Annotated in this window: 27 protein-coding genes; 20 read left to right on the top strand and 7 right to left on the bottom strand. The window is 69.7% G+C overall.

Features of this window, described 5'->3' with window-relative positions; genetic code table 11:
- The first annotated feature begins 60 nt into the window (after positions 1–60).
- The 11 genes from AB0I12_RS29965 to AB0I12_RS29915 all read left to right on the top strand — a co-directional run bounded on the left by AB0I12_RS29965 (position 61) and on the right by AB0I12_RS29915 (position 11,380).
- Complete coding sequence (locus AB0I12_RS29965; RefSeq protein ID WP_359935763.1) at positions 61–1,431, top strand: serine hydrolase domain-containing protein; 1,371 nt, start codon at positions 61–63, stop codon at positions 1,429–1,431.
- The gene (locus tag AB0I12_RS29960; protein ID WP_359935761.1) at positions 1,428–1,946 is read left to right on the top strand and encodes a flavin reductase family protein; all 519 of its coding nucleotides are present in this window, start codon (positions 1,428–1,430) and stop codon (positions 1,944–1,946) included. The genes AB0I12_RS29965 and AB0I12_RS29960 overlap by 4 nt, the downstream gene beginning before the upstream one ends.
- Before the next feature lie 42 nt (positions 1,947–1,988).
- On the top strand, positions 1,989–2,552 hold the full coding sequence (locus AB0I12_RS29955; RefSeq protein ID WP_359935759.1) for a WHG domain-containing protein: 564 nt from the start codon (positions 1,989–1,991) through the stop codon (positions 2,550–2,552).
- Entirely contained in the window at positions 2,549–3,103 is a 555-nt protein-coding gene (locus AB0I12_RS29950) for a hypothetical protein (RefSeq protein ID WP_359935757.1), read from the top strand. The genes AB0I12_RS29955 and AB0I12_RS29950 overlap by 4 nt, the downstream gene beginning before the upstream one ends.
- Before the next feature lie 15 nt (positions 3,104–3,118).
- Positions 3,119–4,150 (top strand): zinc-dependent alcohol dehydrogenase family protein, encoded by a 1,032-nt coding sequence (locus AB0I12_RS29945; protein WP_359935755.1) that lies wholly within the window; start codon positions 3,119–3,121, stop codon positions 4,148–4,150.
- Between the two features lie 202 nt (positions 4,151–4,352).
- Positions 4,353–5,633: an ABC transporter substrate-binding protein gene (locus tag AB0I12_RS29940; RefSeq protein ID WP_359935753.1), complete on the top strand. Its 1,281-nt coding sequence runs from the start codon at positions 4,353–4,355 to the stop codon at positions 5,631–5,633.
- 43 nt (positions 5,634–5,676) lie between these two features.
- Complete coding sequence (locus AB0I12_RS29935; protein WP_359935751.1) at positions 5,677–6,579, top strand: sugar ABC transporter permease; 903 nt, start codon at positions 5,677–5,679, stop codon at positions 6,577–6,579.
- On the top strand, positions 6,576–7,469 hold the full coding sequence (locus AB0I12_RS29930) for a carbohydrate ABC transporter permease (protein WP_359935749.1): 894 nt from the start codon (positions 6,576–6,578) through the stop codon (positions 7,467–7,469). Before AB0I12_RS29935 ends, AB0I12_RS29930 begins: the two co-directional genes overlap by 4 nt.
- A 142-nt stretch (positions 7,470–7,611) precedes the next feature.
- Positions 7,612–9,246 (top strand): hypothetical protein, encoded by a 1,635-nt coding sequence (locus AB0I12_RS29925; RefSeq protein WP_359935747.1) that lies wholly within the window; start codon positions 7,612–7,614, stop codon positions 9,244–9,246.
- A 42-nt stretch (positions 9,247–9,288) separates the two neighbouring features.
- The gene (locus AB0I12_RS29920) at positions 9,289–11,070 is read left to right on the top strand and encodes an NHL domain-containing thioredoxin family protein (RefSeq protein ID WP_359935745.1); all 1,782 of its coding nucleotides are present in this window, start codon (positions 9,289–9,291) and stop codon (positions 11,068–11,070) included.
- Between the two features lie 61 nt (positions 11,071–11,131).
- Complete coding sequence (locus AB0I12_RS29915; RefSeq protein WP_355694161.1) at positions 11,132–11,380, top strand: DUF6458 family protein; 249 nt, start codon at positions 11,132–11,134, stop codon at positions 11,378–11,380.
- A gap of 37 nt (positions 11,381–11,417) precedes the next feature.
- Here the strand turns inward: AB0I12_RS29915 and AB0I12_RS29910 are convergent, their stop codons facing one another.
- The 5 genes from AB0I12_RS29910 to AB0I12_RS29890 form a co-directional block, all read right to left on the bottom strand.
- Positions 11,418–12,188: a DUF4097 family beta strand repeat-containing protein gene (locus AB0I12_RS29910; protein WP_359935742.1), complete on the bottom strand. Its 771-nt coding sequence runs from the start codon at positions 12,186–12,188 to the stop codon at positions 11,418–11,420.
- A gap of 117 nt (positions 12,189–12,305) precedes the next feature.
- Positions 12,306–13,538 (bottom strand): hypothetical protein, encoded by a 1,233-nt coding sequence (locus AB0I12_RS29905; RefSeq protein ID WP_359935740.1) that lies wholly within the window; start codon positions 13,536–13,538, stop codon positions 12,306–12,308.
- The gene (locus AB0I12_RS29900; RefSeq protein ID WP_359935738.1) at positions 13,535–14,182 is read right to left on the bottom strand and encodes a hypothetical protein; all 648 of its coding nucleotides are present in this window, start codon (positions 14,180–14,182) and stop codon (positions 13,535–13,537) included. Before AB0I12_RS29900 ends, AB0I12_RS29905 begins: the two co-directional genes overlap by 4 nt.
- Positions 14,179–15,411 carry a hypothetical protein gene (locus tag AB0I12_RS29895; protein ID WP_359935736.1) on the bottom strand — a complete coding sequence of 411 codons (1,233 nt, stop codon included), beginning with the start codon at positions 15,409–15,411 and terminating at the stop codon, positions 14,179–14,181. The genes AB0I12_RS29900 and AB0I12_RS29895 overlap by 4 nt, the downstream gene beginning before the upstream one ends.
- Before the next feature lie 297 nt (positions 15,412–15,708).
- Entirely contained in the window at positions 15,709–17,568 is a 1,860-nt protein-coding gene (locus AB0I12_RS29890; RefSeq protein WP_359935734.1) for an acyl-CoA dehydrogenase, read from the bottom strand.
- Positions 17,569–17,652: 84 nt separating this feature from the next.
- On the opposite strand from AB0I12_RS29890, the gene AB0I12_RS29885 reads away from it, so the two are divergent.
- Positions 17,653–18,168, top strand: a complete 516-nt coding sequence (locus AB0I12_RS29885; protein WP_359935732.1) for a histidine phosphatase family protein — start codon at positions 17,653–17,655, stop codon at positions 18,166–18,168.
- Between the two features lie 23 nt (positions 18,169–18,191).
- The gene (locus tag AB0I12_RS29880; protein WP_359935730.1) at positions 18,192–18,455 is read left to right on the top strand and encodes a hypothetical protein; all 264 of its coding nucleotides are present in this window, start codon (positions 18,192–18,194) and stop codon (positions 18,453–18,455) included.
- Between the two features lie 42 nt (positions 18,456–18,497).
- Here the strand turns inward: AB0I12_RS29880 and AB0I12_RS29875 are convergent, their stop codons facing one another.
- The gene (locus AB0I12_RS29875; RefSeq protein WP_359935728.1) at positions 18,498–19,406 is read right to left on the bottom strand and encodes an endo-beta-N-acetylglucosaminidase H; all 909 of its coding nucleotides are present in this window, start codon (positions 19,404–19,406) and stop codon (positions 18,498–18,500) included.
- Positions 19,407–19,597: 191 nt separating this feature from the next.
- Between AB0I12_RS29875 and AB0I12_RS29870 the strand changes: the two genes are divergently transcribed.
- Genes AB0I12_RS29870 through AB0I12_RS29850 form a run of 5 tightly spaced genes read left to right on the top strand, consistent with a single transcriptional unit; the run spans position 19,598 to position 24,782 of the window.
- Positions 19,598–20,875 carry an MFS transporter gene (locus tag AB0I12_RS29870; protein ID WP_359935726.1) on the top strand — a complete coding sequence of 426 codons (1,278 nt, stop codon included), beginning with the start codon at positions 19,598–19,600 and terminating at the stop codon, positions 20,873–20,875.
- Between the two features lies 1 nt (position 20,876).
- Positions 20,877–22,028, top strand: coding sequence for an anhydro-N-acetylmuramic acid kinase (locus AB0I12_RS29865; RefSeq protein ID WP_359935724.1), 1,152 nt, complete (start codon positions 20,877–20,879; stop codon positions 22,026–22,028).
- Between the two features lie 15 nt (positions 22,029–22,043).
- A complete protein-coding gene (locus AB0I12_RS29860; RefSeq protein ID WP_359935722.1) occupies positions 22,044–22,562 on the top strand; it encodes an AAA family ATPase in 519 nt (172 codons plus the stop codon).
- A gap of 34 nt (positions 22,563–22,596) precedes the next feature.
- A complete protein-coding gene (locus tag AB0I12_RS29855; RefSeq protein WP_359935720.1) occupies positions 22,597–23,610 on the top strand; it encodes a MerR family transcriptional regulator in 1,014 nt (337 codons plus the stop codon).
- Positions 23,607–24,782 carry an MFS transporter gene (locus AB0I12_RS29850; RefSeq protein WP_359935718.1) on the top strand — a complete coding sequence of 392 codons (1,176 nt, stop codon included), beginning with the start codon at positions 23,607–23,609 and terminating at the stop codon, positions 24,780–24,782. The genes AB0I12_RS29855 and AB0I12_RS29850 overlap by 4 nt, the downstream gene beginning before the upstream one ends.
- Here AB0I12_RS29850 and AB0I12_RS29845 read toward each other — a convergent pair.
- Positions 24,749–25,189 carry a GNAT family N-acetyltransferase gene (locus tag AB0I12_RS29845; RefSeq protein ID WP_359935716.1) on the bottom strand — a complete coding sequence of 147 codons (441 nt, stop codon included), beginning with the start codon at positions 25,187–25,189 and terminating at the stop codon, positions 24,749–24,751. The genes AB0I12_RS29850 and AB0I12_RS29845 overlap by 34 nt on opposite strands.
- 90 nt (positions 25,190–25,279) lie before the next feature.
- On the opposite strand from AB0I12_RS29845, the gene AB0I12_RS29840 reads away from it, so the two are divergent.
- Together AB0I12_RS29840 and AB0I12_RS29835 are read left to right on the top strand one after the other, a co-directional pair.
- Complete coding sequence (locus tag AB0I12_RS29840; RefSeq protein ID WP_359935714.1) at positions 25,280–25,513, top strand: hypothetical protein; 234 nt, start codon at positions 25,280–25,282, stop codon at positions 25,511–25,513.
- Positions 25,510–25,899, top strand: a complete 390-nt coding sequence (locus AB0I12_RS29835; RefSeq protein WP_359935712.1) for a type II toxin-antitoxin system VapC family toxin — start codon at positions 25,510–25,512, stop codon at positions 25,897–25,899. The genes AB0I12_RS29840 and AB0I12_RS29835 overlap by 4 nt, the downstream gene beginning before the upstream one ends.
- Positions 25,900–25,931: the final 32 nt, after the last annotated feature.

The following is a 25,931-nucleotide window of genomic DNA, read 5'->3' as shown; positions in this document are numbered from 1 at the left end:
GGAAGGTATGACTGAACTGTCGTTCTGATCTCCATCCGCCGATCCGTCCAGGAGACCGCCGTGACCCAGAGCTTGACCGAGGTACTCGCCTACTACGACAGCTGGCTGGCGTTCAACCAGCACTACCAGCGGGTCCCCGGGGTCCAGGTCGCGGTGTACGCCGGAGACGCCGTCGCGTTCTCCGGCGCGTACGGTCTCGCCGACGTGGAGAACGACGTACCGCTGACCGATCAGCACCTGTTCCGGATCGCGTCGCACTCCAAGACGTTCACCGGGACGGCCGTGCTGCAACTGGTCGAGCAGGGCCGGCTGCGGCTGGACGACAAGGCGGAGCAGCACGTCACCGAGATCGTCGGTACGCCGCTCGGCCAGCGGACGGTCCGGGAACTGCTCGCGCATGCGGGCGGTGTCACGCGCGACGGCCTGGACGCCGACTGGTGGCAGCTGTCCCGGAGCTTCCCGGACCGCGACCAGCTGCTCGACGTACTGCGGCAGGCGTCGTCGGCCGTGATCCCGGAGAACGACCGCTTCAAGTACTCCAACATCGGCTACGGCCTGCTCGGTCTGGTGATCGAGGCCGCGAGCGGTACGTCGTACAACTCGTATGTCCAGACCGCGATCGTCGACAAGCTCGGGCTGGCGGGCCTCGGCCCGGAGCTGGACCCGTCCCGGCTGGCCGAGTACGCCGCCGGATACAGCGCGCTGTCGTACGCCGACAAGCGCGCCCCGATCGAGCACGTCGACACCCGGGCGCTGGCCTCGGCGACCGGGTTCTTCGGCAACGCGCGGGACCTGGTGACCTACTTCTCCGCGCACCTGCCCGGCGACGACCGGCTGCTGTCGGACAAGTCGAAGCGTGAGATGCAGCACCCGTTGTGGACGACCGGTTCCGACGAGAAGGCGCGGTACGGCCTCGGTCTGTCGGTGACGAAGGTCGGCGAGCGGCCGGTCTTCGGTCACGGCGGCGGGTACCCGGGCCACATCACCAGGACCCTCGTCGACCCCGAGCAGCGGATCGTCGTGTCGGTGCTGACGAACGCGATCGACGGGCCCGCGGCGCAGCTGGCGGAGGGCCTCTTCCGGCTCCTCGACCTCGCCGACTCCGAGGACCGCGGCGACGCTGCCGACCTGCAGCGCTTCACCGGCCGCTTCGCGAACCTCTGGGGTGTCACCGACTTCGTGCTCATCGGCGGGCGCCTCTACGCGACCGATCCGTCCGGGGCGAATCCGGCCGACGAGCCGCAGCCGCTCGAGGCCGACGGCGACGCACTCCGCGTCACCGGCGGCAACGGCTACGGCTCGTACGGCGAGTCCTACCGCTTCGAGTTCGACGACAACGGCACGGTCCGAACCGTCCGCGGCTCCAGCGGCCTCAGCCTGCACCCGATCGACCGGTTCGGCCTGGGAGAACGCGTTACCGTGGCTCCGTGACGATCCACGGTGACCACCCGTTCCTGCCGCCCGAGTCGGAGCGGAGTCCGGTACGGCGGTTGCGGGGGCGGCTGGCGTCGCCGGTCGGGCTGTGGACGACGGCGTACGACGGGAAGCGCGCCGGGCTCACCGTGTCGTCGATGCTGGTCGCGGACGGCGAGCCCGGGTACGTGATCGGGCTGCTCGACCCGGACTCCGACCTGTGGGAAACGTTGCGCGAGGCAAGGACCGCCGTGGTGTCGCTGCTCGGCGAACCGCACCGCCAACTGGCCGACGCCTTCGGGTTCGTGGCCCCCGCACCGGGCGGGCCGTTCCGGCTGGCCGACTGGACGGACACCGCCTGGGGGCCCGCGCCGGTCGGTGTCACCACCTGGGCCGGCTGCACGCTGGTGGACCAGGACCCGCCCGAGGTGGGCTGGGGCCTGCAGGTGCAGCTCGAGATCGCCCACGTGGAGTTCGCCGCGGACGACGTACCCGCCTTGGTCCACCGGCGCGGACGGTACGTGACGATCTGACCCTGTTGACGACGACTGGCTAATGGCGTTAGCCTATGGGCTATGGTCATAAAAAAGTCGCTGACGCCTGCTGCCGTGGTCGAGGTGGCGCTGGGCGTCGTCGACGAGCACGGGCCGGAGGGCCTCACGCTCGCCGCCGTCGCGCAGGGCTGCGGGGTCGCCACACCGTCGCTGTACAAGCACGTGGCGAGCCTCGGTGAGCTGAAGGCGCTCGTCGGAGTGCGGGTGCTGGAGGACATGACCGACCAGTTCACGGCCGCTGTCCTGGGCAGGGGTGGTGACGAGGCGGTCACCGCGCTGATGCACGCCTATCGCGCCTACGTCGCAGCGCGTCCGAAGCGGTACGCCGCGATGCCGATGGACCCGCTGCACGATCCGGTGCAGGAGGCTGCTGGCACGAAGCTGGTCGGGGTCATGTACGCCACGCTGCGCGGCTACGGGCTCGAGGGCCCGGCCGCGGTCCATGCGACCCGGCGGCTGCGGGTGCTCGTCCACGGCTTTGCGTCCGTCGAGTCGGCAGGCGGCTTCGGCCTGCCCGAGGAACTCGACGAGACCTACGACCAAATCGTCCGGATGTATCTCGCCAGTCTGAGGAACGAATCATGAGGATCCCACTGTCCGTTGCAGGCGTTCTGTTCCTGCTCTACCCCGCCCTTCGCCCGTGGGAGGACGAGACGACCACGTCCGGCGCCGCGGCCGCGATGGGCTCCACCGCCTGGGTCGTCGCGCACCTGTGCGCGATGCTCGGGTTCATCCTGGTCGCGGTCGCGTTGCTGCAGCTCGACCGCACGGCGGCGATCGTGTTCTGGATCGGCGCCGGTCTGACGCTGCCGTACTACGGGGCGGAGGACTTCGGCCTGCACGCGATGGCCAACCAGCCGAACATCCTCGACCTGGCCGAGTCCGTGCGCTACAACCCCGTCGCGATGACGATGTTCGGCGTCGGACTGCTGACCATGGCCGCGGGCGCGATCGTGGTCGCGGTGCGTCTGAAGACGGTGCCGGCGATCCTGTTCGCGGTCGGGTTCGGGCTGTTCCTGCCGCAGTTCTTCGGACCGCCCGCCCTGCGGATCGGTCACGGTGTGCTGCTCGCGGCCGCCTGCGTCTGGCTGGCCTGGAGTGCCAAGCGGGTCGAGAAGGTCCCCGTTCCGGCCTGATCTACTGTGGGCTCCATGCGAGCTACGGTGATTCACGGAGCATTCGACGTACGGCTGGAAGATCGCCCGGATCCGAAGATCGACGGGCCGGGCGATGCCGTCGTCAAGGTCGTTGCCTCGTGCATCTGCGGGTCCGACCTGTGGCCCTACCGCGGGGAGAACCCGGTCAAGGAGCCGCGGCCGATCGGGCACGAGTTCGTCGGCATCGTCGAGGAGATCGGGTCCGAGGTCCGCACGGTCAAGCCGGGTGACTTCGTGGTGGCGCCGTTCGTGGTCAGCGACGGCACCTGTCCGCACTGCCTGGCCGGCTACCAGACCGCCTGCCAGAACCTGGTGGGCTACGGCAGCGCCAAGGCCGACGGCGGTCAGGGCGAGTACGTGAAGCTCCCGTACGCCGACGGCACGCTGGTCGCGACGCCCGAGGTGCCCGACGACTCGCTGGTTCCGTCGCTGCTGACGCTGTCCGACGTGATGGGCACCGGATGGCACGCGGCCCGGTCGGCGCGGGTGAAAGCAGGTGACACGGTCGTCGTCGTGGGCGACGGCGCGGTCGGGCTCTGCGGGGTCCTCGCGGCCTCGCGGATGGGCGCGGAGCGGGTCGTTGCCCTGTCGCGGCATGAGCCGCGCCAGAAGTTGGCGAAGGAATTCGGTGCCACGGACATCATTTCCGAGCGCGGCGACGCGGCCCGGGACGCCGTCCTCGAGCTGACGAAGGGCGTCGGCGCCGACGCCGTCCTGGAATGTGTCGGCACGAAGCAGTCGATGACGACCGCCTTCGACGTCGCGCGGGCCGGGGCCACGGTCGGTTTCGTCGGCGTACCGCACGGCGTCGAGGTGCCGATCGGGACGATGTTCAGTCGCAACGTCGGCCTGAACGGCGGCGCCGCGCCGTGCCGGGCGTACCTGCCGGACCTGATGGCCGACGTACTCGCCGGGGAGATCGACCCCGGGAAGGTGTTCGACTCCCAGATCCCGCTGAGCGACGTCGTCGACGGGTACGCCGCGATGCACGAGCGGCGCGCGATCAAGGTGCTGCTCCGACCCTGACCTTTTGCGCAACGCGACTGCGCGCAGTACCCACTCGGGCCAGCGATGTGCGCGCTCTCACACTGTCAAGGTGCACGGGGTCACGGCTGCGCAACGCGCCTGCGCGGAACGTTGACACCCGGGCTGCCGCGTGACCACAGTTGGGCCGTCAAGGGGGCATCGTTGTCACAGGCGGCTCCATCAACTGATCGGAGAGTGAATCATGCGTGGTGGTCTGAGCAAGACCCTGGCGCTGGTGGGCGCGGCGGGTCTTCTCGCGGTGAGCGCCTGCGGGAACAGCGACAACAGCAGCGGTGATAGCAACTCGTCGGCGAACAAGGACGTCACCGTCTTCACCTGGTGGGCCGACGGTGGTGAGAAGGCCGGTCTGGACGGCCTGGTCTCGGTGTTCAACACCGAGTGCAAGGACTTCAAGTTCGTGAACTCGGCGGTGGCCGGTGGCGCCGGTGCGAACGCGAAGCAGGTGCTGGCGAACGATCTGCAGGCAGGCAAGCCGCCGTCGACGTTCCAGGCGCATGCCGGTGCGGAGCTGAAGGACTACATCAACGCCGGCCAGGTCGACGACGTCAGCCAGTTGTACAAGGACTTCGGGCTCGACAAGGCGTTCCCGCAGAACCTGCTCGACAACCTGACCGTGGACGGCAAGATCTACTCGATCCCGGCGAACATCCACCGGGCGAACGTGGTCTGGGCCAACCCGACGGTGCTGAAGAAGGCGAACATCGACGCCACCAAGGCCCCGGCCTCCGTGGACGCGTGGATCGCCGACCTGAACAAGCTGAAGGCCGCCGGCGTGAAGGCGCCGCTGGGCCTCTCGAAGGGTTTCGCCCAGGAGATGCTGGTCGAGGCCGTGCTGCTGGCCGAGCTCGGCCCGGAGAAGTTCACCGGGCTGTGGGACGGCAAGACCGACTGGGCCGGTGGCGACGTGACCGCGGCGCTGAACAAGTACAAGACGCTGCTCACCTTCAGCAACAGCGACCGCGAGGCGATCGACTGGGCGGACGCGCTGGGCTACGTCAACAAGGGTCAGGCCGGCTACACGCTGATGGGTGACTGGGTCGCCGCGCAGCAGCTCGCCGACAAGGTCCCGGACACGGCGTACACCTACTGGCCGGCACCGGGCACCGCCGGCAACTTCCAGTTCCTCGCCGACTCCTTCACCCTGCCGACCAACGGACAGAACCCGGACGGCGCGAAGTGCTGGCTGAAGGTCACCGGCTCGGCCGACGGCCAGAAGGCGTTCAACACCAAGAAGGGCTCGATCCCGGCCCGCTCGGACGCCAACCCGGCGGACTACCCGAAGTACCAGCAGAGCGCGATGGCTGACTGGAAGCAGGACAAGATCGTGCCGTCCTGCGCCCACGGTGCGGCCTGCACGGCGGGACAGAACAACGACATCCTGTCCGCGCTCAGCCAGTTCAGCGGGAGCCCGGACGTCGCCAAGCTGCAGACGGCGCTCGGCAACGCGATGAAGACGAGCTGATGCGGAACGAGTTGCGGACCGGTTCCCGGGCGGTGAGCTGAGCATGCACGGAAGAATTCGCACCTGGGGTCCTGGAGCCCTGGTGCTACTGCCGACGGTGCTGCTGCTCGGGTATTTCGTGTACGGGCTGATCGCGTGGACGTTCAACACCTCGCTGACCGATCGGCACACTGCGCGCAGAGGGGGCTCGGTCGACTACGTCGGGTTCGAGAACTACACGAACCTGTTTCACGAGGACCGGTTCCTCAACTCGCTGAAGAACCTCGGCGTGCTCACGGTGCTGTTCATCGTGGGCACGCTGGTCTTCGGTCTGATCTGGGCGCTGCTGCTGGAGAAGGGTGTCAGCGGCGAGGGCGTGTTCCGGTCGATCTTCCTGTTCCCGATGGCGATCTCGATGATCGCCTCGGGTGTCGTCTGGGGCTGGTTGCTGAACCCGTCCCAGGGTGACGACGCCCGCGGCCTGAACCGGTTGTTCGAGCTCCTTCAGCTGCATTTCCTGGAGAACGCCTGGTGGACCGCCGGGAGCAGATGGACGACGATGGCCGCCATCGCCCTGCCGGCGGTCTGGCAGCTGTCCGGGTACATCATGGCGCTGTTCCTGGCCGGGTTCCGGGGGATCCCGCCGGAGCTGCGCGAGGCGGCGCGGGTCGACGGCGCCTCGGAGTTCAAGCTCTACCGGCACGTGCTGTTCCCGCAGCTGTCGCCGATCGCCCTGTCGGCGCTGATCATCCTCGGGCACATGTCGCTGAAGCTGTTCGACCTGATCTACGCGATCACCGGGCCGAACCAGTTCCGTACCGAGGTGCCTTCGATCCTGATGTGGAACACCTTGCTGCGCGGCGACCAGGCCAAGGCGGCCGCGATCGCGATCGTGATGCTCGCGGTCGTCGCTGTCCTCGTCATCCCGTACGTCGCGTACACCGTCCGGCAGGAGAGCAACGAATGACCGCCGTCGATGCCGCCACCGGCACCACCGCGAGCGCGATCCGCCACAAGCCCCGGGCCGGCGCCGACGGGACGACCCGGCTGAGCCGGACGATCAAGTACGTCATCCTGCTGCTGTTCCTGCTTTTCGTGCTGATCCCGGTGTACGTCGTGGTGGTCGGCAGCTTCAAGACGTCCGCCGACACCACGGCCGCCGCGCAGTGGAACCTGCCGGAGGTCTGGACGCTGGAGCCGTGGCGCAAGTCCTGGGACGTGTTGCAGCCGTACATGGTCCGGTCGCTGTCCTTGGCGATCCCGGCCGCGATCATCTCGTCGATGATCGGGTCCGTGAACGGGTTCGTGCTGGCCCGCTGGCGGTTCCCGGGCGCGAACATCGTGTTCGCGTTCATCCTGTTCGGGATGTTCATCCCCTACCAGGCGGTGATGCTGCCGCTGCGGACGACGTTCACCGAGCTGGACGTCACCCGGGGCATCCCGACGCTGATCATCGCGCACTGCATCTACGGCATCCCGATCTGCACGCTGATCTTCCGGAACTACTACGCCACCGTCGTGCCGAACGAGATCATCGAGTCGGCCCGGGTGGACGGCGCCGGGCTGCTCCAGACCTACGCCCGGATCATCCTGCCGATCTCGATCTCCGGGTTCGTGGTGACGCTGATCTGGCAGTTCACCTCGGTCTGGAACGACTTCCTGTTCGCGCTGTTCCTCACCACGCAGCAGAACGGCCCGGTGACCCTGGGCCTGGCCGCACTGGCCGGTGGCCAGAAGGTCGACTACGCCGCCTCGATGGCGGGGGCGTTGATCACGTCGTTCCCGACGCTGCTCGTCTACATCGTGCTCGGCCGCTGGTTCATCGGCGGCCTGATGGCCGGTGCCCTGAAGGGCTGACGCCGCGGTCACCCGCTGACCTGGAGGGTTGCCCACCGGAAATCTCGGTGGGCAACCCTCCGTCCGTGGGGGGCAGCCAGTTATCCACAGGGCGCGCGGACGGGACTGCGGGGGAGTGGGACCGGGCGGTAATCTCACGGAGGTGACCAAGTCTCCGAGCGGACGGGACGGACGACGCAGCCATCTGCGGCTCGTCGGCGCCGAGCCCGGCGAGCCGCACGTGCCCCCGGCGGGTGTCGACGTCGACACCACGCCGAGCGTCGCCGTGCTGGAGACGCTGCTGGAAACGCTGACCCTCGACCTCGCCGCGGCGCCGAGCGCGCTGCACCCGGTGATCGCCGAGGCGTCGGTGGCGCGTTCGGCGGCGATGCTGGCCGATCAGCTGTGGCCGGCCGGGCGCCCGGACGAGATCGGTGAGGTGGAGCGGTTCTTCTGGGCCGACGCGGCCCGGGTGCTCGGCGAGCGCCGTGACCTCGAGTCGTTCGTCCTGCTCACCAGCCTCGCGCGGACGGTCGGCCCGGCCGGGCGGCTGCCGCTGCAACGAGCCCACGTCTCCCGGCTGCGGACCCAGGACGAAGTGCCCGAATGGGTGACCCGGATCGCCGGCTTCCGGCTGACCAGCGCGATCGTGTCCGAGGACATCACCGGTGACGGGCTGAGCGTCGTGCTCGACTACGACGACGAGCAGCATCCGCACACCGTGGTGGTGTTCATCGACAACAATCTCGGAGCGATCATCAAGGACGTCTTCGTCGGCCCGCCGGTCGACCGCGTCCTGGAGGCGTACGAGCGCGGCGGCCGGGTGACGATCCGGACCGTCCGGGCGCCGATCGCGGCCGGCATCATCCTGCAGGCGCTCGGCGAGACCCGGGACTTCGACGACCCGCCGGTCAGTGAGGACTTCGAGTTCTTCACCGGCCTGCTGGTGAACCGGTTGACGCAGATCCCGGAGCGCCCGGTCCGGCCGCCGGTGCGCCCGCTGCTGACGCCGCGGCAGCGTGACCAGCTGGTCGAGGACTTCCTCGACTCGCGGTTCGCCGTGGAGCTGCCGGACGACGCCGGGGACATCGCCCGGCTGTGGATCGACCACGCGGTCGACAGCACCGTCGGCGGCCCGCTGCGGGTCAGCGCCGTCCTGGTCGAGCTGTTCCTCGCGCACTGGCTGCCGCGCAAGGTGCTTGCTGACAGCACCTACTTCGACGCGGTGCCGGTGGTGGTGAAGGCCTGGCTCGAGTTCGCCGGCGACCGGACCCACCTGCCCCTTGACGCGGTCGACGAGGCGGTCGACGCCGTCGACGTCTGGCAGCCCGCCCTGGAGGCCGCCGCGATGATCGACCCGGTCGGCTCGAAGCCGGGCGAGCGGGTCTTCCTCGACGACGCCACCAACGACCTGGAAGACGCTTACCGAGCGCTGGCCGGCCTGGGCTCCCCGCCCCAGCCCGACCTCCGCGGCCTGGACAACCACCAGGCCGCGACCCTCTCGGTCCTGGCGCCGCACGCCTGGCTGATGGCCGGCGAAACCCTCGGCACGTCGTATGCGCCGGACGCCTTCGACATCGCCGAGCGCCTGGTCCGCGACGCCCCCGACCTGCTGGCCAAGGCCCGCCTCTCCACCTGGCCCCGCGCCATCGTCTGGCTCCTCGCCCACCGCCACCGCCTGGTCGGTCCCGGCGAGACCCTGACCCCCTACACCCTCGCCACCGACCTGTCGTCCTCCCCCGCAACCCTCCGAAAGACCGCCAAACTCCTCACCGACACCCTGATCCTGCCGCGCTGACCCGCCCGTCGGGGCGGTTGAGCCGCGACGGACAATGGGGGCATGCATGTGCGTGCGCCGGAGTTGCGGGGTCGTGGGTGGTTGAACACGGGTGGGCGGGAGTTGTCGCTCGCGGACTTCCGGGGGCGGTTTTTGCTGCTCGACTTTTGGACGTTCTGCTGCGTCAACTGCCTGCATGTGCTCGACGAGTTGCGGCCGTTGGAGGAGAAGTACGGGGACGCGTTGGTGATCGTGGGCGTGCATTCGCCGAAGTTCGCGCACGAGGGGGAGGAGGCCGCGGTCCGGGCTGCCGTCGAGCGGTACGAGGTCGGCCATCCGGTGCTGGACGACCCGGAGCTGATCACCTGGCAGAACTACACGGCGCGGGCCTGGCCGACCCTGGTGCTGGTGGACCCGAACGGGTACATCGTCGCGCAGTACTCCGGTGAAGGGCACGCGCACGCCCTGGACGCGCTGCTGGCCGAGCTGGTCGTCGAGCACGAGCAGGCCGGCACGCTCACCCGCGGCCAGTCGCCGTACGTCGCGCCGACGCCCGAGCCGACCGAGCTCCGGTTTCCGGCGAAGGTCGTTGCGCTGGACAACGGGTTCCTGGTGGCGGACGCCGGGAACCACAGCATCGTCGAGCTCGCCGCCGACGCCACCACCGTCGTACGGCGGATCGGAACGGGGCACCGCGGCTTCGCGGACGGCGCGGCCGGCGAGGCGAGCTTCTCCGAGCCGAACGGGCTCGTGGTGCTCCCGCCGGACGTGGCCGGTGAGGTCGGGTACGACGTGGTGGTCGCGGACACCGTCAACCACGCGCTGCGCGGGGTGTCGCTCGCCGACGGTCAGGTGCGCACGCTGGTCGGCACCGGCAAGCAGTGGATGGACGGCGACGGGACCGACGTACTGAGCTCGCCGTGGGACGTCGCCTGGTGGGGCGGCAAGGTGTGGATCGCGATGGCCGGCGTGCACCAGCTGTGGACGTTCGATCCGTTCACCGGGGTGACCGCGGTCGCGGCGGGTACGACGAACGAAGGGCTGAAGGACGGTCCGCTCGACGAGGCGTGGTTCGCGCAGACGAGCGGGCTCGCGGCGGACGGCGAACGGTTGTGGCTGGCCGACTCCGAGATCTCCGCGCTGCGCTGGATCGACACCGACGTCCACACCGCGGTCGGCACCGGTCTGTTCGACTTCGGGCTGCGCGACGGCAAGGCGAGCGAGGCCCTGCTGCAGCATCCGCTCGGCGTGACCGTGCTGCCGGACGGGTCGGTGGCGATCGCGGACACGTACAACGGCGCCGTACGTCGCTATGACCCGCGGACCGAGACGGTCGAGACCATGGCGACAGGCCTTGCCGAGCCGAGCGGTGCTGTTGTCGTGGGCAACGAACTGCTGGTCGTCGAGTCGGCGGCGCATCGCCTGACCCGCGTGCCGCTGGGCGCTTCGGCCACTGCGGACGAGTTCAGCACGCGGACGCAGCGCCCGCCGATGGATGTGGCTGCCGGAGAGGTCACGCTCGAGGTCGTCTTCAACCCACCGCCCGGCCAGAAGCTCGACGACCGCTACGGCCCGTCGACGCGGCTGCTGGTGTCCTCCACGCCCGACAACCTGCTGCGCGAAGGCGCCGGCGACACCACCGACCTCGTACGGCGCCTCGTCATCGACCCGCACGCCGGGTCCGGGGTCCTCCACGTGGCTGTCCAGGCGGCTTCGTGCGACGACTCCGCCGAGGTGGAGTTCCCCGCCTGCCACATGCACCGGCAGGACTGGGGAGTGCCGATTCGCATCACCCCCGACGGCCCGACCAGAATCGAACTGGTTCTTTCCGGCGCGAGCGCGTGAGACTGCGTTTGGTAGCGGGTACCGTCGAAGGAGTAAGGGCTACTCGCTGGGAGGCTCGCTGATGAGCATCGGTGTGGGGATCTTCTTGATGGTGGTCGGCGCCGTGTTGGCGTTCGCCGTCCGCGACACCTGGGACGCCGTGAACCTGCAGGTCGTCGGCTACATTCTGCTGCTCGCCGGCCTGGCCGGCATCCTGCTGTCGTTCTACATCACCAACCGCCGCCGCCGCGTAGAAACCAACGCCATCGACCCCGCGGTGGAAGAGGAATACCGCGTCGTCGAGGAACACCACCGCGACATCACGGAGTAACCACCCTCGCCGAAGCGCGAGCAGGCGTGGGACTTTCTCAGCCGGCGCGGAGTTCGATGTCGCCTGAGGTGGTGGTGGCGGTGAGGGTGTGGGAGGCGGTGGAGTTGTTGCCCAGGTTGTTCTCGACGTCGCCGTGCTTGGATTCGGCGGTGACGTTGTAGTCGCCACTGGGAGCGCTGATCTCGATGTCGCCGCTGGTGCCCTTGGCGTGTACGTCGGCGGATTCGGCGAGGGCCAGTTCGATGTCGCCGGACGTGGTTTCGACGTTCACCGCGCCGCCCTTCAAGCCGGATGCCTCGATGTCGCCGGAGTTGGCCTTGACGTCGAGTTTGCCGGTCAGGTCCCGGACCGAGACGTCGCCGGACGTCACGTCGAGGGTGACGTCGCCCTGGACGTCGCTCAGCTCGACCTTGCCGGAGCGGGATTTCGCGTCGACTCCGGCCACGCCGGCGATCTGGATGTCGCCGCTGCCGTTCTCGCCGGTGACCTTGGTGCCGCGCGGCACGGTCACCTCGAAGTCGGCGGTGCACTGCCAGCCGCAGTCGCCGTCGAGCTTCAGGACGCCGTCCTTCACGGAGTACGCGTCGCCGTGCTTGAAGAACCAGAACTTGCGCTGCTCCTGCACCGACGTCGTGTCGTCGTCGGAGACCTTGATCGTGACGTCGGCGCTGCCGGCGGCGAGCTGGACGGTGGAGATCTTGTCGTCGATCCGGTGCGTGTCGTCGGAGTCCCGGTCCCCGAACTGCCAGAACGCCAGCCCGGCCGCCGCTACCAGCAGGATCACTCCGAGCTGTTTGTTCTCCGCCATCGTCCGCCTCTTCTCGAGCCCACCCACGTTGTCGCAACGACAGTAGGCTCCGGCGTCCGGCTCCAGGATCCGGCAGATCCCCCGACACGTCCCTGAACCACCCTCAGGGAAGCCCTCTCACCGATGCAGCTCGCCGCGCGAGACGGCCCCGGCCAGGTCGTCGCCAGTGGTGCCGAAGAAGGTCCGGGCCCAGAGCGAGTCGTCGTGCCAGTACGGCCCGTCCTTACCGGGCAGCGACGCCGGCGCCGAGTGGCGCTTCAAAGCCTGCCGGCACTCGGCGCACAGCGGCAGCGTGAGCGTCGTCCCGTCGGACTCCACCTTGGTCGGCCGACCGGACGCCCGGCCGTGCAGCGGGTTGAAGGCACACAGGTCCGGTACGGCGTCCACGCGCCGGCCGGCCCCGGCCGCGACCGCAGCGTCGTACTCACGTCGGGCCTTGTCCAGCAGCACCATGGCACCGACGAGGTCGACGAGGTCGGGCGACGAGTCGAGGACCCGCGCCGCGGCGGCGTGCCCGTCGAGCGCGGCCTGCTGGTGCGCCAGCCCGGCGCCTTCGGTCGTCGGCAGCGCTGCCAGCTCCGAACCGAGCGCGGTGAGCTCCGCGTCCGTCTCCCGGGTCAGCCGCCGACGCCGCTCGGCCGCCACCGTCGCGGCGACGTGCGGCGGGATGTGGAACGTCTTCTGCCGCCCCGGCCCCGAACCCCGGGTCCGCCCGATCACGAGACCGAGCCCGATCAGTACGACGAGGCCGCCGACGATCGACACGGCGACGATCCAGCCGTGGCCACCCGGCTCGCCGTAGCCGCGGCGCGACGGCGTACTGCTGCCCGGCCGCTGCGAGGTCTTCGGGATCCCCGGCTGGGCGAGCAGTTCGTACATCCGGGCCAGCACCTCGGTCGGCCCCGCGTCGTACCCCGTGTCGTCGAGTGCACGCTTCCGCGCCGCCTGCAGCTTCTCCTCGCTGACCTGCGACACGTCCCGCACCTCGTACCACGGGAACCGGCTGCCGCCGTCGACCACGACGTACAGCCCCGGCTGCCGCAGCGCATCCATCACGAGGGTGAGCACGGTGCTCTCCTCGCCCTGGAACTCGTCGCTCGGCGTCAGCGGCAGCACCATCGTGTACACCGGGTACCCGAGCGCCTTCGCCTTCGCCCGCACATCCGCCTGCAGGTTGGCGGGCAGCGCGGTCTTGTACGCCGGGTCGATGTACAGCGGGTCCTTGCGCAGCGCGGTCGCGATCTCCCGCGCCCGCTCCGCGGGGGTCCCGGTCGGGCCGGCCTCGGCCGGAGCCGCGACCAGCAGGGTCAGCGCCGCCGCCACAATCGTCAGCAGGAACCGGGTTCTCACGCGCGTCCTTCCCGTCGTCGCGGGCGGGACAGCGCCGCCACGATCAGTACGATTCCACCGAGGATGCCGCCGCCCATCACGCCGAGGACGACGCCGCCGACGCCGTTGCCGATCGCCTTGCCGACGGTGAACTTCTCTTTCGGGTACGTCCGTTCCGGTTCGGGCGGCAGCGGCGCGGTCCGGGCCGGCTTCGGCGTGCTGTACTTCGACGCACGCACCCCGTCGAGGTACTCCGAGAGCTGTTTGCTCAGCGACTCGTCCCGCTCCGCGTAGGTCCAGCTCGGCGCGTACACGCCGAGCTGGTGCGCGGCGCCGTACGACCGGTCGCCGTCCATCACGACGTACAGCCCCGGCTTGCCGTTCGCGGCCGCCATCCGGCCGGCCAGCATCGGGATGTCGCCCTGCTCCGGGAACCACTCGCCGAACGGTACGACGGCCACGTACACCGGCACCTTCGCGCCTGAGATCACCTGGAGCGTCTCGGCGCGGTCGGCGACCGAGCTGTAGTCCGGGTCGACGTACAACGGCTGCGTCGCCCAGGCCGCGACCGCGGCGGTGATCCGCGGGTCCGCCGGCGTGGCCGCTGACGCGGTCCCGGTCAGCAGCCACACAGTTGCCACCAGCAACAGGAGGAGCCGCCTCATCGGACCTCGTCCTTCCGGGCCGTGATCCGCTCGGCCAGGTCGTCGGACAGTGCGCCGAAGCCGGTCGCGACCATCGGGCTGTCCTCCGGGTCGAGTGTCCAGTACGGCACCTGCTTGCGGTCGTGCCCGAGCAGTCCCGACCTGGCCGGCACCTGCAGGCCGCGCGGCGTCTTCCTCCGCCGTACGGCGCTCGCGCACGGCTGGCACGCGGGCACCTCGACCTCGTCCGACCAGTCGACCTTCGCCGTCCCGGGGGCGTGCGTCGGGTCGAAGAAGCACGGCGGCTCGAGGGCCGCACCGGACGCGATCCGCTCGGCCTGCCGGGCCAGCACGAGCGCACCGGCCGCGGCCAGGACGTCGTCGGTCGTGTCCGCGCGCAGCGCCCGGGCCGCGTCGAGCCGGCGGTACGCGTCGTCGCGCCGGTCCAGTTGCTGCGTCGTCTTGTTGCGGCGCCGATCCAGCCGCGCGAGGGCCCGCTCGGCCTGCGTGATCTTCGTGTCCGCCCGCAGCTCCACCCGGTGGGTGTCGACCGCCGGTGCATCGGTCGGCCGGCCCTCGTGGGTGCGCTTCGATCCGCCGCGGCGGCGTAGCCCGATCACCAGTGTCAGCGCCAGCCCGAGCAGCCCGCCGATACCCAGGCCGACGTACACGGCCCGGTCCGACTTGTCGGTGACCGAGAGACCGCGCTTCGGGCGCTCCGGCTCGAGGTCACCCGCCGGGACCGCAGGGAGCGCGCGGCCGTCGAACGCCGTCGACGCCTGCTGGATGGTGCGGACGATCTGCGGCGCCGGACGGTCCGAGACGATGTCGAGGCGCCGCTTGTCGTCGCCCCGGACGCTGGTCAGGTCCCGCCCGCGGAGCCCGGCCTGCCGGTACAGCTCCGCGTTCGTCGACCAGTAGTCGCCGTCCACGACCGCCACCACATACAGCCCGGGGGCTCCGACCCGCGCGTGCAGCAGGGTCGGCAGGTCGTACCTGATCTTCTGCAGGGCCGGCGTCCGCGGCGTGATCGCGACGTACACGGGAACGGCGGCGGTGCGCATCGCGGTCCGGATCCGGTCCACCTCGGTCGCCGGGATCGCGGCCCGCAGCCGCTCGTCGACGAACAGGTGATCGGTGCGCCACGCGGCGGCGATCCGGTCGGGCGGCTCCGGGATCTCCGCAGCGGCCGGGAGGGCCGGGAGGAACGCGAGTGCCGCGAGCAGGGCGGTGAGGAATCGGACGGGCATCGCGGACAGCGTACGACGACCAGGGCTGAACACATTCACACGGACGCAAGGCGACATCGGCTGGTTCCACCCCGGAGGAGTTGGCGCGACCCTGGCCCGGACAGGGGAGACCGAGCCAGGGTCACGGTGTTTCAGGGCAGAAACGTTGCTACACCGGCACGCTCCGCAACAGGGCAGATCGTGGGGCAACCTGGGGCAGATCAGCCGATTTCATGCCCCGGCCCCGCCGCGGTGCTTGCCGACGGCCCCGAACCTCCGGCTCGACCCGCGCAAGTGGCCGAGCCGGAGGAGTACGGGTCAGAACGCGGATTCGGGCAGGTCCATCACGTCGAGGTCGGTGAGCTCGGCCTTGACCCGCTCGGCGCGCACCGACGGCATCGTCGACCGCACGAACCACTGGGCCGCGGCCAGCTTGCCCGCGTAGAAGTCCTGGTCGGCGGGGGACAGCTCGCCGCCCAGCTTCTCCAGCGCGACCTCGGCCTGGCGGAGCATCAGCCACGAGCAGACCACGTCGCCGAGGACGAACAGCAGCCGGGAGGTGTTCAGCCCGACCTTGTAGACGTTCCGCGGGTCGCCGTTCTCGGCCTGCGGGTTGGCGGCCATCAGGGCCTGCCCCATGATGCCCAGGATCTTCTGGGTGTCCTCGAGACCCTGCGCGAGCAGTCCGCGCTCCTCCTTCAGCCGGCCGTTGCCCGCCTCGGAGGCGACGAACGCCTGCACCTGCTCGGCCAGGTGGCCGAGCGCCTTGCCCTGGTCCTTGATGATCTTGCGAAAGAACAGGTCCTGGCCCTGGATCGCGGTCGTGCCCTCGTAGAGGGTGTCGATCTTCGCGTCCCGCACGTACTGCTCGATCGGGTAGTCCTGCAGGAAGCCGGAGCCGCCGAACGTCTGCAGCGACTCGGTGCCGAGCAGCGTCCAGGACTTCTCCGAGCCGTAGCCCTTGACCAGCGGCAGCAGCAGGTCGTTGACCCGCTCGGCCAGGTCGTCATGCTCGCCGGCGTACCGCGCCTGCTCGGCCCGATCCTGGTACGTCGCGGTGAACAGCACGAGCGCCCGCAGCGCCTCGGCGTACGCCTTCTGCGTCATCAGCGAACGCCGTACGTCGGGGTGGTGGGTGATCGTGACCCGCGGCGCGTCCTTGGCCGGCTGCGTCAGGTCGGCGCCCTGCACCCGCTCCTTCGCGTACTCCAGCGCGTTCAGGTAGCCGGTGGACAGCGTCGCGATCGCCTTGGTGCCGACCATCATCCGCGCGTACTCGATCACCTGGAACATCTGCGCGATGCCGTCGTGCACCTCGCCGAGCAGCCAGCCCTTCGCCGGCACGCCGTCGCCGAAGGTGACCTCGCAGGTCGTGGACACCTTGATGCCCATCTTCTTCTCGACGTTCGTGACGAAGGCGCCGTTGCGCTCACCGGTCAGCTCACCGGTCTCGAGGTCGAAGTGGTGCTTCGGGACCACGAACAGGCTGAGACCCTTCGTGCCCGGGCCGCCGACACCCTCGATGCCCTGCGGACGGGCGAGGACCAGGTGGACGATGTTCTCGGTCATGTCGTGCTCGCCCGAGGTGATGAAGCGCTTCACGCCCTCGATGTGCCACGAGCCGTCGTCCTGCAGCGTGGCCTTGGTCCGGCCGGCGCCGACGTCCGAGCCGGCGTCCGGCTCGGTCAGCACCATGGTGGCGCCCCAGCCGCGCTCGATGATGTGGTGCGCGATCAACTTGTCGCGCTCGGTGCCGTTGCGCCACAGCACGTGCGCGAAGTTCGGCCCGGCGGCGTACATGTGGACCGGCGGGTTGGCGCCCAGCACCAGCTCGGCGGCGGCCCAGCGCAGCGACGGCGGCGTCGGCTGGCCGCCCAGCTCGGCCGGCAGCTCGAGCTTGAACCACTCGGCGTCCATGTAGGCGTGGTAGCTCTTCTTGAACGCCTCCGGCATCCGGACCTCGTGGGCCTCGGGGTCGAAGACCGGCGGATTCCGGTCGGCCTCCGCGAAGGACTCGGCCAGCTCGTGCTTGGCGAGCCGGTCCACCTCCGCGAGCACCTCGCGGGCGGTGTCGACGTCCATCTCGGCGTACGGGCCCTGACCGAGCACGTCGCCCCGGCCCAGGACCTCGAGCAGGTTGAACTCGATGTCCCGCAGATTCGACTTGTAGTGGCTCACGGAGACTCCCCACTGGATTTACTCGTCAGTAACTTAAGTATATACCCGCCGGTAACGAGCTCCAAGAGAGATTGACTGTGAGCTATGAAGCTGATTTACGAGACGCATGCGACCACGGTCGACAACGAGAGCGGGATCGCGACCGGCTGGCTGCCGGGTGAGCTGTCCGCGGCCGGGCGGCAGGAGGCGCGGGAGCTCGGTGAGCGGCGGCGGAGTGTCGACGTGGTGTTCAGCTCTGATCTTCGGCGGGCCGTAGAAACGGTGGAACTGGCCGGGCTCGGCGTGCGTCACTTCCTGGACTGGCGGTTGCGGGAGTGCAACTACGGCGCACTGAACGGTGCTCCGCGGGAAGCGCTCGAGCCGAGGGTCGAGCGTGTCGCTACGCCGTTTCCGGACGGACAGTCCTACGGCGACGTGCTCGAGCTGACGCGGTCGTTCGTTGCCGACCTCAAGCGTTGGTACGACGACCGGGTGGTGCTCGTGGTCGCGCACTCGGCGAACCGCTGGTCCCTCGAGCACCTGTTCGGCAGTCGGGCGCCGTTGGAGCAATTGGTTGCCGACGGCGTCAATTGGCAGCCGGGCTGGGTATACGAGGTGTAGACCCTTCGGAAATCTACGATGTCGTGTCAGCGAACACGACGTGGGAGGCGGACATAGTGAAGAAGCCTTGGGGCAACAACAGCGCGCGGGACGACCTTGCCGGGGACGTTGCGGAGACGAAGCAGCGGCAGTGGGGGAAGGTCGTGGACCGGCTCCAGACGGACGGCAAGACCGCGGCGGCCGAGGCCGTCAAGAAGGGCGGCGGCCGGGGCGATTCGCCGGAGGTGCTGCAGAGCCGCATCGACTCGGCCGCGAATCAGCGCAAGGGCCGGGGCCGCGGCGAGTGACCAACGGGGATGGCCGGCCAGGTGCCGGCCATCCCGTTGTTTCTACGGTGTGTAGACCGTCGCCCTGCCGTACAGCTTCTGGGTGAAGGCGGTCATGTAGGACGCGGTGTTGGACTCGGTCAGGTTGTACGTGAGGAAGACGCCGTACCCCTCGTTGACGGTGCGCTGGGCCAGTGACGCCGCCGTACTCGAGCTGGTCGCCGTGTAGGAGACCGCCGCGGGGGAGAGCCGGGCCTTGTCGGTCGGGCCGCTCGGCACCGACCAGGTGCCGTAGTACGGGTTCCAGGCGTAGTCGAAGGTGTTCGCGATGCTCTGGCCGTTGTAGGTCAGGCGGTCGGCCGCCGGGCCGATGTCGTAGAGCGTGATGAGCTTGTTCGGGAGCTTCGCGCGGAGCGCCTGGACCAGGTAGACGAACGAGAAGTCGTTCGGCTGACCGGTGCCGTTGTTGCCGTACTCGGCGTACTCGTCGTCGAAGTCGATGCCGTCCAGGCCGTACTGGTTGACGGCGTCGGCGAGTTGCTGCGCGAACGCGTCGGCGGAGGCCTGGTCGGGGAAGTTCGCGAACCCGGCGCCCTGGTGATTGCCGAGGATCGAGAGCAGGACCTTGATGCCCTTCTGCTGCAGGGGGCGGACCTGCGTGGCGACGTTGTTCAGCACGTTCGTCACCTGGTCGTTGAAGTGCAAGTACGCGTTGGTGCCGTCGTAGTTGATGTTCGCGGCGAAGATCACCGCGACGTCGATCACCTGCGCGCCGCTGTTGGCCAGCGTGTACTTGCCGGCGTTCAGCATGCTGTGGTCGTTGACCTCGATGTACGCGACGGTGACCGGGCCGGTCTTGGCCCGGGGGCGGCGCTTCGCGGCGGCCGCTGTGGCCTCCGCGGGCAGTGCGGCGCCGGTGGCGGCCGCGGCGGTCCCGGCGGCCAGGGCTGACAACAGGGTCCTTCGCTTCATGAGCTGATCGACTCCTCGTCACACAGATGGGCGGGCGCCGAACCGGGTGAGATAAACCGGTTTAGCGGATGCCAAATCATCGATCCCGCGCGGACGTTGTGTCAAGGGTCTGTTACCTGGGGTCGCGCGTTGGTCAGTGATAGACGAAGATGTTGGTGGCGGGTGGGAGAAAGTTACGAAAGAGGGATCCGATGAGTGTCGCTGCCGAGGTCCGGACCCGGCGGTCGCTGGTGGCCGGGACAGTCGGGAACTTCGTCGAGTGGTACGAGTTCGGTGCGTACGGCTTCTTCGCCACCGTGATCGCCGCGAACTTCTTCAGCAGTACGGCGACCAGCGACGCGGAGAGCCTGATCAAGACGTACGCGTCGTTCGCGCTGGCGTTCTTCTTCCGGCCGATCGGGGCCGCGATGTTCGGCCGGGTCGGCGACCGGATCGGCCGGCGTCCGACGCTGATCGTCGTACTCCTGCTGATGACGCTGTCGACCACGCTGATCGGACTGCTGCCCACCTACGCGACCGTCGGCGCGGCCGCACCGTGGTTGCTGACGCTCGTACGGGCTCTGCAGGGATTGTCGGCGGGTGGCGAGTTCGGCGGCGCGGTGTCGATCATGACCGAGTTCGCGCCCCGGACGAAGCGCGGCCTGTACGGTGCCTGGCAGTCGTTCACCGTCGCGCTCGGCCTGCTCGCGGGTGCCGGGCTCGCGGCGATCCTAGCCACCACGTTGAGCAAGGAGGCGTTGTCGGACTGGGGCTGGCGGGTGCCGTTCCTGCTGGCGCTGCCGCTCGGTCTGGTGGCGCTGTGGTTGCGGCTCAAGCTCGACGAGACGCCGAGCTTCGCGCGCGTTCAGGAGCAGCCGCGACCGGCGTCGTCCGGCGAGGTGACGAAGGCGATCGCGCTCGGCATCGGCCGGCTGATGGGCTGGTCCGCGGCGGGCTACACGTTCCTCGTGGTGATGCCGTCGTACCTGCAGGCGACGCTGCACGCGACCTTCCAGCAGGCGCTGGTCGCGACGGTGCTCGCGAACACCGGTTTCGCGCTCTCGATCATCCCGGCCGGGTGGCTGAGCGACCGGATCGGGCGGCGGCCGGTGATGGTGGCCGGCGCGGCGCTGGTCGTCGTACTGGCCTTTCCCCTGATGAACCTGCTGCAGGACAAGGAGTCGGGCAACGCCGCGAAGGGGATCGCGGTGTTCGTGGCGGGCCTCGTCGTCGGCCTGATGGCGGGACCGGGGCCGGCGATGCTGGCGGAGATGTTCCCGACCCGGGCGCGCTACACCGGACTCGGGCTGGCGTACTCGCTGTCGAACGCGGTCTTCTCGGGCTCGGCCGGCCTGATCATCACCGAGTTGATCAAGCGGACCAAGAACGTCGACATCCCGGCCTGGTACGTGGTGGTCACCTGTGCGGTGAGTGTGATCGCATTGCTCACGTTGCGCGGGGACGACCACCGACGGGAGTTGCGGGACTGACATGCGAGTGATCGGGCTGATGTCGGGGACGTCGTACGACGCGATCGACGCCGCTGCCGCGGACCTGCGGCTGAAAGGGGACGAACTGGTCCTGACGCCGCTGGGGATGCTCAGCCAGCCGTATCCGGACGAGCTGCGCGCCGCGGTCGCCGCCGCGCTGCCGCCGGCACCGACCTCGATGGAGGATGTCTGCCGGCTGGACACCGGGATCGGGCAGGCGTTCGCGGCGGTCGCGCGGCAGGCGGTCGAGCAGCTGTGCGGCGGATCCGCGGACCTGGTCGTGTCGCACGGGCAGACGATGTTCCACTGGGTCGACGGCGGGGCAGTGCGCGGGACGTTGCAGCTCGGGCAGCCGGCGTGGATCGCGGAGGCGACCGGCCTCCCCGTGGTGTCGGACCTGCGCGCGCGGGACGTCGCGGCGGGCGGACAGGGCGCGCCGCTGGTCAGCATCATCGACGTGCTGTGGCTGCGCGGGCGTCCCGGCGTACCGGTGGCGCTGAATCTCGGCGGGATCGCCAACATCACCGTCGTGCACGGCGAACCGGTCGCGTTCGACACCGGCCCGGCGAACGCGCTGATCGACGCGGTCGTGACCGAGCTGACCGGGCAGCCGTTCGACGCGGACGGGGTGATGGCGGCGCGTGGGCAGGTCCACGAGGAGCTGCTCGCGCGGCTGCTCGCCGATCCGTACTACGCGCGGCCGGCGCCGAAGTCGACGGGCAAGGAGCTGTTCAACCTCGCGTACGTGGCGCGGGCGATGGAGGGGCTGCCGGTGATCCCGGCGGAGGATCTCGTCGCCACGGTCACCACGCTGACGGCACGGACCGTGGCCGACGCGGTCCGGCGGTACGGCGGGACCGAGGTGGTGGCATCCGGTGGCGGGATCCGGAACCCGGTGCTGATGCATCTGCTCGCCGACGAGCTGGACGTTCCGGTCCGGACCACCGACGAGCTGGGCATGCCGTCGGCGGCGAAGGAGGCGTACGCGTTCGCCGTACTCGGGTTCCTGACCGTGCACGGCCTGGGTGGAACGGTCCCGAGCTGCACCGGCGCCCGGCACTCCAGCATCCTCGGCTCGGTCGCTCCCGGGCCGAGCGGCCTGCCGGTGATTTCGGCCGCGGCACGACCTCCTGTGCGGCTGCTGGTCGAATGACCGCACACTAGATCTGTGACGAGGTTGTTCGTGGTGACCGGGGCGCCCGGGTCAGGGAAGTCCACGGTCGTGCCGGAGCTGGTCCGGCTGAGTCCGGGGAACCTGGTTGTGATGGACATGGACGAGCTGCTGGACGACAACGGCCGGCTGCTCGGGATCGACATCGCGAGCCCGACCGCGGCGCCGATCTGGCCTGCGTACAACGGGCTGTGGCTGCGGATCACCGAGTTGATCCGGCGCTCCGGGATCCCCGTGCTGCTGCTGACGCCGGCGCTGCCGACGGAGCTGCCCGAGGGGCGCTGGCTGCACCTCGACTGCCCGGACGCCATCCGCCGCAAACGCCTCGCACTGCGCGGCTGGGCCGAGGACCAGATCGCCGACGCCCTCGCCGACGCCGCCGAGCTCCGCACCCGGGTGCCGCGCTCCGTGCGCGGCGACATCTCGCCCGAGCGGGTGGCCCGCGGCATCTACGACTGGATCCGCGGCGAACGCTTCGGCAAGACCCTCAGTCTCTGGGGCCGGCTCCGGACTTGACCTTCGAGTTGGTGCAGGGATGAGGGTCGGGCCCATGAGGCTGACGATCAGTGAGTTCGCGCGGCTCGTAGGACTGGCGCCGAGTGCGCTGCGGTTCTACGACGACTGCGGTCTGCTCCCACCCGCCGAGGTCGACGCGACGAACGGCTACCGGTACTACGACAGGTCGCAGGCCGAACGCGCCCGCCTGCTCCGCGACCTCCGCGAGATCGACCTGCCGCTCCCCGATGTCCGGCTCGCCCTGGACGCCGCGCCGGCGGACGTCGCCGAGCTGGTCCGCGCCCACCTCCGTACCGTGGAGGCCAGGTCCACCGCGACCCGCGAAGCTGCCGCCCGCCTCCTCACCCAGCTCCTGGCGGAGCGGACGACCGCCGTACTGGGCGGCCCTGAGCTGGCCAGCGCCATCCGCCAGGTAGCGTCCGCGGCGGCCGCCACCGACGAGTACGCCGGCCTGGACTGTGTGCAGATCCAGCTCGCCCCCGAGGAAGTCACGTTCGTGGCGACGGACCGGTACCGGCTGGCTGTGCGGACCGTTCGGCCGGTGGAGTTCGGCGGGACGGCGGTTCGAGTGCTGGTGCGTGCGGACGAGTTGGCTGCGGTCAGTCGGTGGGCCGCGGCGGGGGACGCCGTGCGGGTGGAGGTGAACGGCGGGCTGGTGCTCGTGCGAGGCGACGAGTCGCGCTCGTTGACCGCGGTGGAGGCGGAGTACCCGGCGTACGAGCAGATCCTGGACGGGCTGACGCCTCCGGTGTGCCGCGTCGTGGTGGATCGGGCCGCGCTGCTGGCGGCGCTCGCCGGCCGGGATGTCGTCACCGTCGACCTCGACCAGGAGAGCCTGCGGATCGGCGACGAGGTGAAGCTCGAGGCGATCGGATCCGGGGCGGTGCGGGTGGGGTTCACCGCGAGCCTGCTGGCGGCGGCGCTCGAGGCGAGTGTCGGGCCGGATGTCCTGCTCGAGATCTGCGAGCCTGCCCGACCGGTCGTCGTACGGTCGGCCGACCAAGGCACGTTCACCACGCTCGTCATGCCTGTCCGGCTGGACGGGTGAACCGGCCGTACTACGGCTGGCTGGCAGGTTCCACTCTCTCGGTCCTCGGTGACGCGGCGCTGTTCTTCGCGCTCGGATGGGCCGCGACGGGGATCGGCGCGCACGTCGCCGCCCTGGTGTTGACCGGATTCACCCTGCCGCGCGCCGTGTTCCTGCTGCTCGGCGGTGTCCTCGGCGACCGGATCGGCCCGCGCCGGCTCCTGCTCGTCTGCACCGCGATCGTAGGTACCTGCTGCGTTCTGCTCGCCGTCTTGGTCGAGATGCGAGGGGTCTCGGCCGGGCTGCTGGTGACGACGGCGGTCGTGGTCGGCACCGTGGACGCGTTCGCGTTACCGGCGGCCGGTGTTCTGCCGCGACTCTTCGTCTCCGACGATCAGTTGCCCCGGGCAATGGCTTTGCGGACGTCGGCCACGCAGCTCGTCACGCTCGCCGGCGGACCGCTCAGCGGCCTGCTCGTCGCGACGATCGGGCTGGTCGGGGCGTTACTGCTCGACGGGCTGACCTTCGCCGTCCAGTTCGCCGTACTTCTCGCGCTCAGGCCGCCGTACGACGTGACGCCGCGGCGCGATCACCCATCGGTGGTCCGCGATGCCGTCGACGGGCTCCGGGTGGCCGTCGGCGATCCCGTGCTGCGGACGATCCTCGCGGTCGTTGCTCTGGTCGCGGCCTTCGTTCTGCCGGTCACGTCCTTGTGTGTCCCGCTGCTCGCCCGTTCGCACGGCTGGGCGGCCGGTCAGGCGGGTCTCGTCGTGGCGGCGAACGTCGCGGGTGGACTAGGCGTGACGATCCTGGTCGGACGCTTCGGGACCTTCGACCGCGCCGAGTTGACCGGCGGTCTCGGTTGCCTGATCGCCGCGCTCGGGATCGCAGGTCTCGCTCTCGCGTCTTCCGTCCCGGCTGCGGTCGGCGCGGCCCTCATCCAAGGCGTCGGCATCGGCCTCTTCACGTCACATCTCGCGCCGCTGTTCGTCCGCAGCACACCAGCGTCGCACCTGACCCGACTCCAGTCCCTGCTCTCCCTGGCCCAGACCGTGCCCCTGATCGGCTCCACGAACCTCCTCGCGACGCTCCCAGTTCGTCACGCGCTGGCGCTCGCCGCTGCTACGACCGCCCTGGCCGGCGTGGGCCTGCTGCGCGGCTACCGCCTGAACTCGATCTCGAAGGTCGGGTAGTCCGGTTGCGGGCACGGTTGCCCGCGGTGTCCCAGCCGCTCATAAAACGGTGCCGCACGCTCGTGATGCGCTTGCCACTCCAGATGCCGCACCCGGGTCGACGCCCACTGAGCCACCGCGTCCATCAAGGCCCGCCCGACTCCGGTACGCCGCCGCTCCGGCAGGACGTACAAGTCGTGCAGCCGCCCGTGGTGCCGCCGTCCCGCCCGCAGGTGCGTGCCGTAGTCCTGCACGACGGCGTACCCGATCAGCCCGCCATCGTCGTACCCCAACGCCACCCAGCGCGGATCACCCACCAGTTCCTCGAAGTACCCCCGACTCGTCTCCTCGTCGAACTCCGTCCCGAAACCCCGCACCAACGGCCACAACTCGACCCAGTCGTCCGTCCCCAGCTCTCGCACGCCCATCCATCCACCTTCCCAGCCGCGCAGGTCCTCGGCAGCCGGATCTCCGGGCGATCTGTGGTGATGTAAGACGTAGCGTCTTACACTGATTGCATGGCTGACACGATCACCATTCGAACGGACGCCGAGACGGAACATGCGCTGGCGATCCTGACCCACGACGGCAGTTCGCGGTCGGTGGTGATCAGGCAGGCTGTGCTCGAAGCGGCCTTGCGCCGCGAACGTGCGGCGGAGTTGCGCCGCGCCGTCCTGCGGATGCCCCTCGGTGATCCCGACGGAATCGATGTCGCGGCCGAACTCTCGCGGGACCGGGACGCCGAGCGGTGATCTATCTCGACTCGGCCGCCATCGTGAAGTTGGTGCATGCCGAGGCCGAATCGCAAGCCCTGCGCGACTGGCTGGACGACCGGGCCGAGGTCGGCTGGACCAGTTCCGTGCTCGCGGAGATCGAGTCGTCCCGGGCTCTGGCGCGGTATGTCCCGCAGGCGGTGCCGAGACTGCACCTGGTGCTCGATCTGATCGACTTGATCGACTTGGACGCGGGTATCCGGATCCTGGCGCAGACTGTGCGGCCGGCGGCGGTCAGAAGTCTGGATGCCATCCACCTTGCCACCGCCCTGCGCGCACAGCCGCTCACCTCGTTCGTCACCTACGACAAACGCCTGGCGGATGCGGCGCGGACGGCCGGCCTGGCGGTCGATGCCCCAGCCTGAGAATGCGACCATTGACAATATGTTGTCGTGAT

The sequence above is a fragment of the Kribbella sp. NPDC050459 genome (assembly GCF_040655315.1).
Classification (GTDB): Bacteria; Actinomycetota; Actinomycetes; order Propionibacteriales; family Kribbellaceae; genus Kribbella.
Note: the sequence above shows the minus strand (reverse complement) of the source record. Positions and strands in the feature narration are given on the sequence as shown.

Bases quoted from the DNA above. Each gene is read 5' to 3' on its own strand.
- AB0I12_RS29940 (WP_359935753.1), top strand. From the start codon at position 4,353: ATGCGTGGTGGTCTGAGCAAGACCCTGGCGCTGGTGGGCGCGGCGGGT.
- AB0I12_RS29950 (WP_359935757.1), top strand. From the start codon at position 2,549: ATGAGGATCCCACTGTCCGTTGCAGGCGTTCTGTTCCTGCTCTACCCC.
- AB0I12_RS29935 (WP_359935751.1), top strand. From the start codon at position 5,677: ATGCACGGAAGAATTCGCACCTGGGGTCCTGGAGCCCTGGTGCTACTG.
- AB0I12_RS29895 (WP_359935736.1), bottom strand. From the start codon at position 15,411: ATGCCCGTCCGATTCCTCACCGCCCTGCTCGCGGCACTCGCGTTCCTC.
- AB0I12_RS29845 (WP_359935716.1), bottom strand. From the start codon at position 25,189: ATGGGCGTGCGAGAGCTGGGGACGGACGACTGGGTCGAGTTGTGGCCG.
- AB0I12_RS29885 (WP_359935732.1), top strand. From the start codon at position 17,653: ATGAAGCTGATTTACGAGACGCATGCGACCACGGTCGACAACGAGAGC.
- AB0I12_RS29855 (WP_359935720.1), top strand. From the start codon at position 22,597: ATGAGGCTGACGATCAGTGAGTTCGCGCGGCTCGTAGGACTGGCGCCG.
- AB0I12_RS29910 (WP_359935742.1), bottom strand. From the start codon at position 12,188: ATGGCGGAGAACAAACAGCTCGGAGTGATCCTGCTGGTAGCGGCGGCC.
- AB0I12_RS29930 (WP_359935749.1), top strand. From the start codon at position 6,576: ATGACCGCCGTCGATGCCGCCACCGGCACCACCGCGAGCGCGATCCGC.
- AB0I12_RS29945 (WP_359935755.1), top strand. From the start codon at position 3,119: ATGCGAGCTACGGTGATTCACGGAGCATTCGACGTACGGCTGGAAGAT.
- AB0I12_RS29920 (WP_359935745.1), top strand. From the start codon at position 9,289: ATGCATGTGCGTGCGCCGGAGTTGCGGGGTCGTGGGTGGTTGAACACG.
- AB0I12_RS29955 (WP_359935759.1), top strand. From the start codon at position 1,989: ATGGTCATAAAAAAGTCGCTGACGCCTGCTGCCGTGGTCGAGGTGGCG.
- AB0I12_RS29915 (WP_355694161.1), top strand. From the start codon at position 11,132: ATGAGCATCGGTGTGGGGATCTTCTTGATGGTGGTCGGCGCCGTGTTG.
- AB0I12_RS29900 (WP_359935738.1), bottom strand. From the start codon at position 14,182: ATGAGGCGGCTCCTCCTGTTGCTGGTGGCAACTGTGTGGCTGCTGACC.
- AB0I12_RS29870 (WP_359935726.1), top strand. From the start codon at position 19,598: ATGAGTGTCGCTGCCGAGGTCCGGACCCGGCGGTCGCTGGTGGCCGGG.
- AB0I12_RS29840 (WP_359935714.1), top strand. From the start codon at position 25,280: ATGGCTGACACGATCACCATTCGAACGGACGCCGAGACGGAACATGCG.
- AB0I12_RS29875 (WP_359935728.1), bottom strand. From the start codon at position 19,406: ATGAAGCGAAGGACCCTGTTGTCAGCCCTGGCCGCCGGGACCGCCGCG.
- AB0I12_RS29865 (WP_359935724.1), top strand. From the start codon at position 20,877: ATGCGAGTGATCGGGCTGATGTCGGGGACGTCGTACGACGCGATCGAC.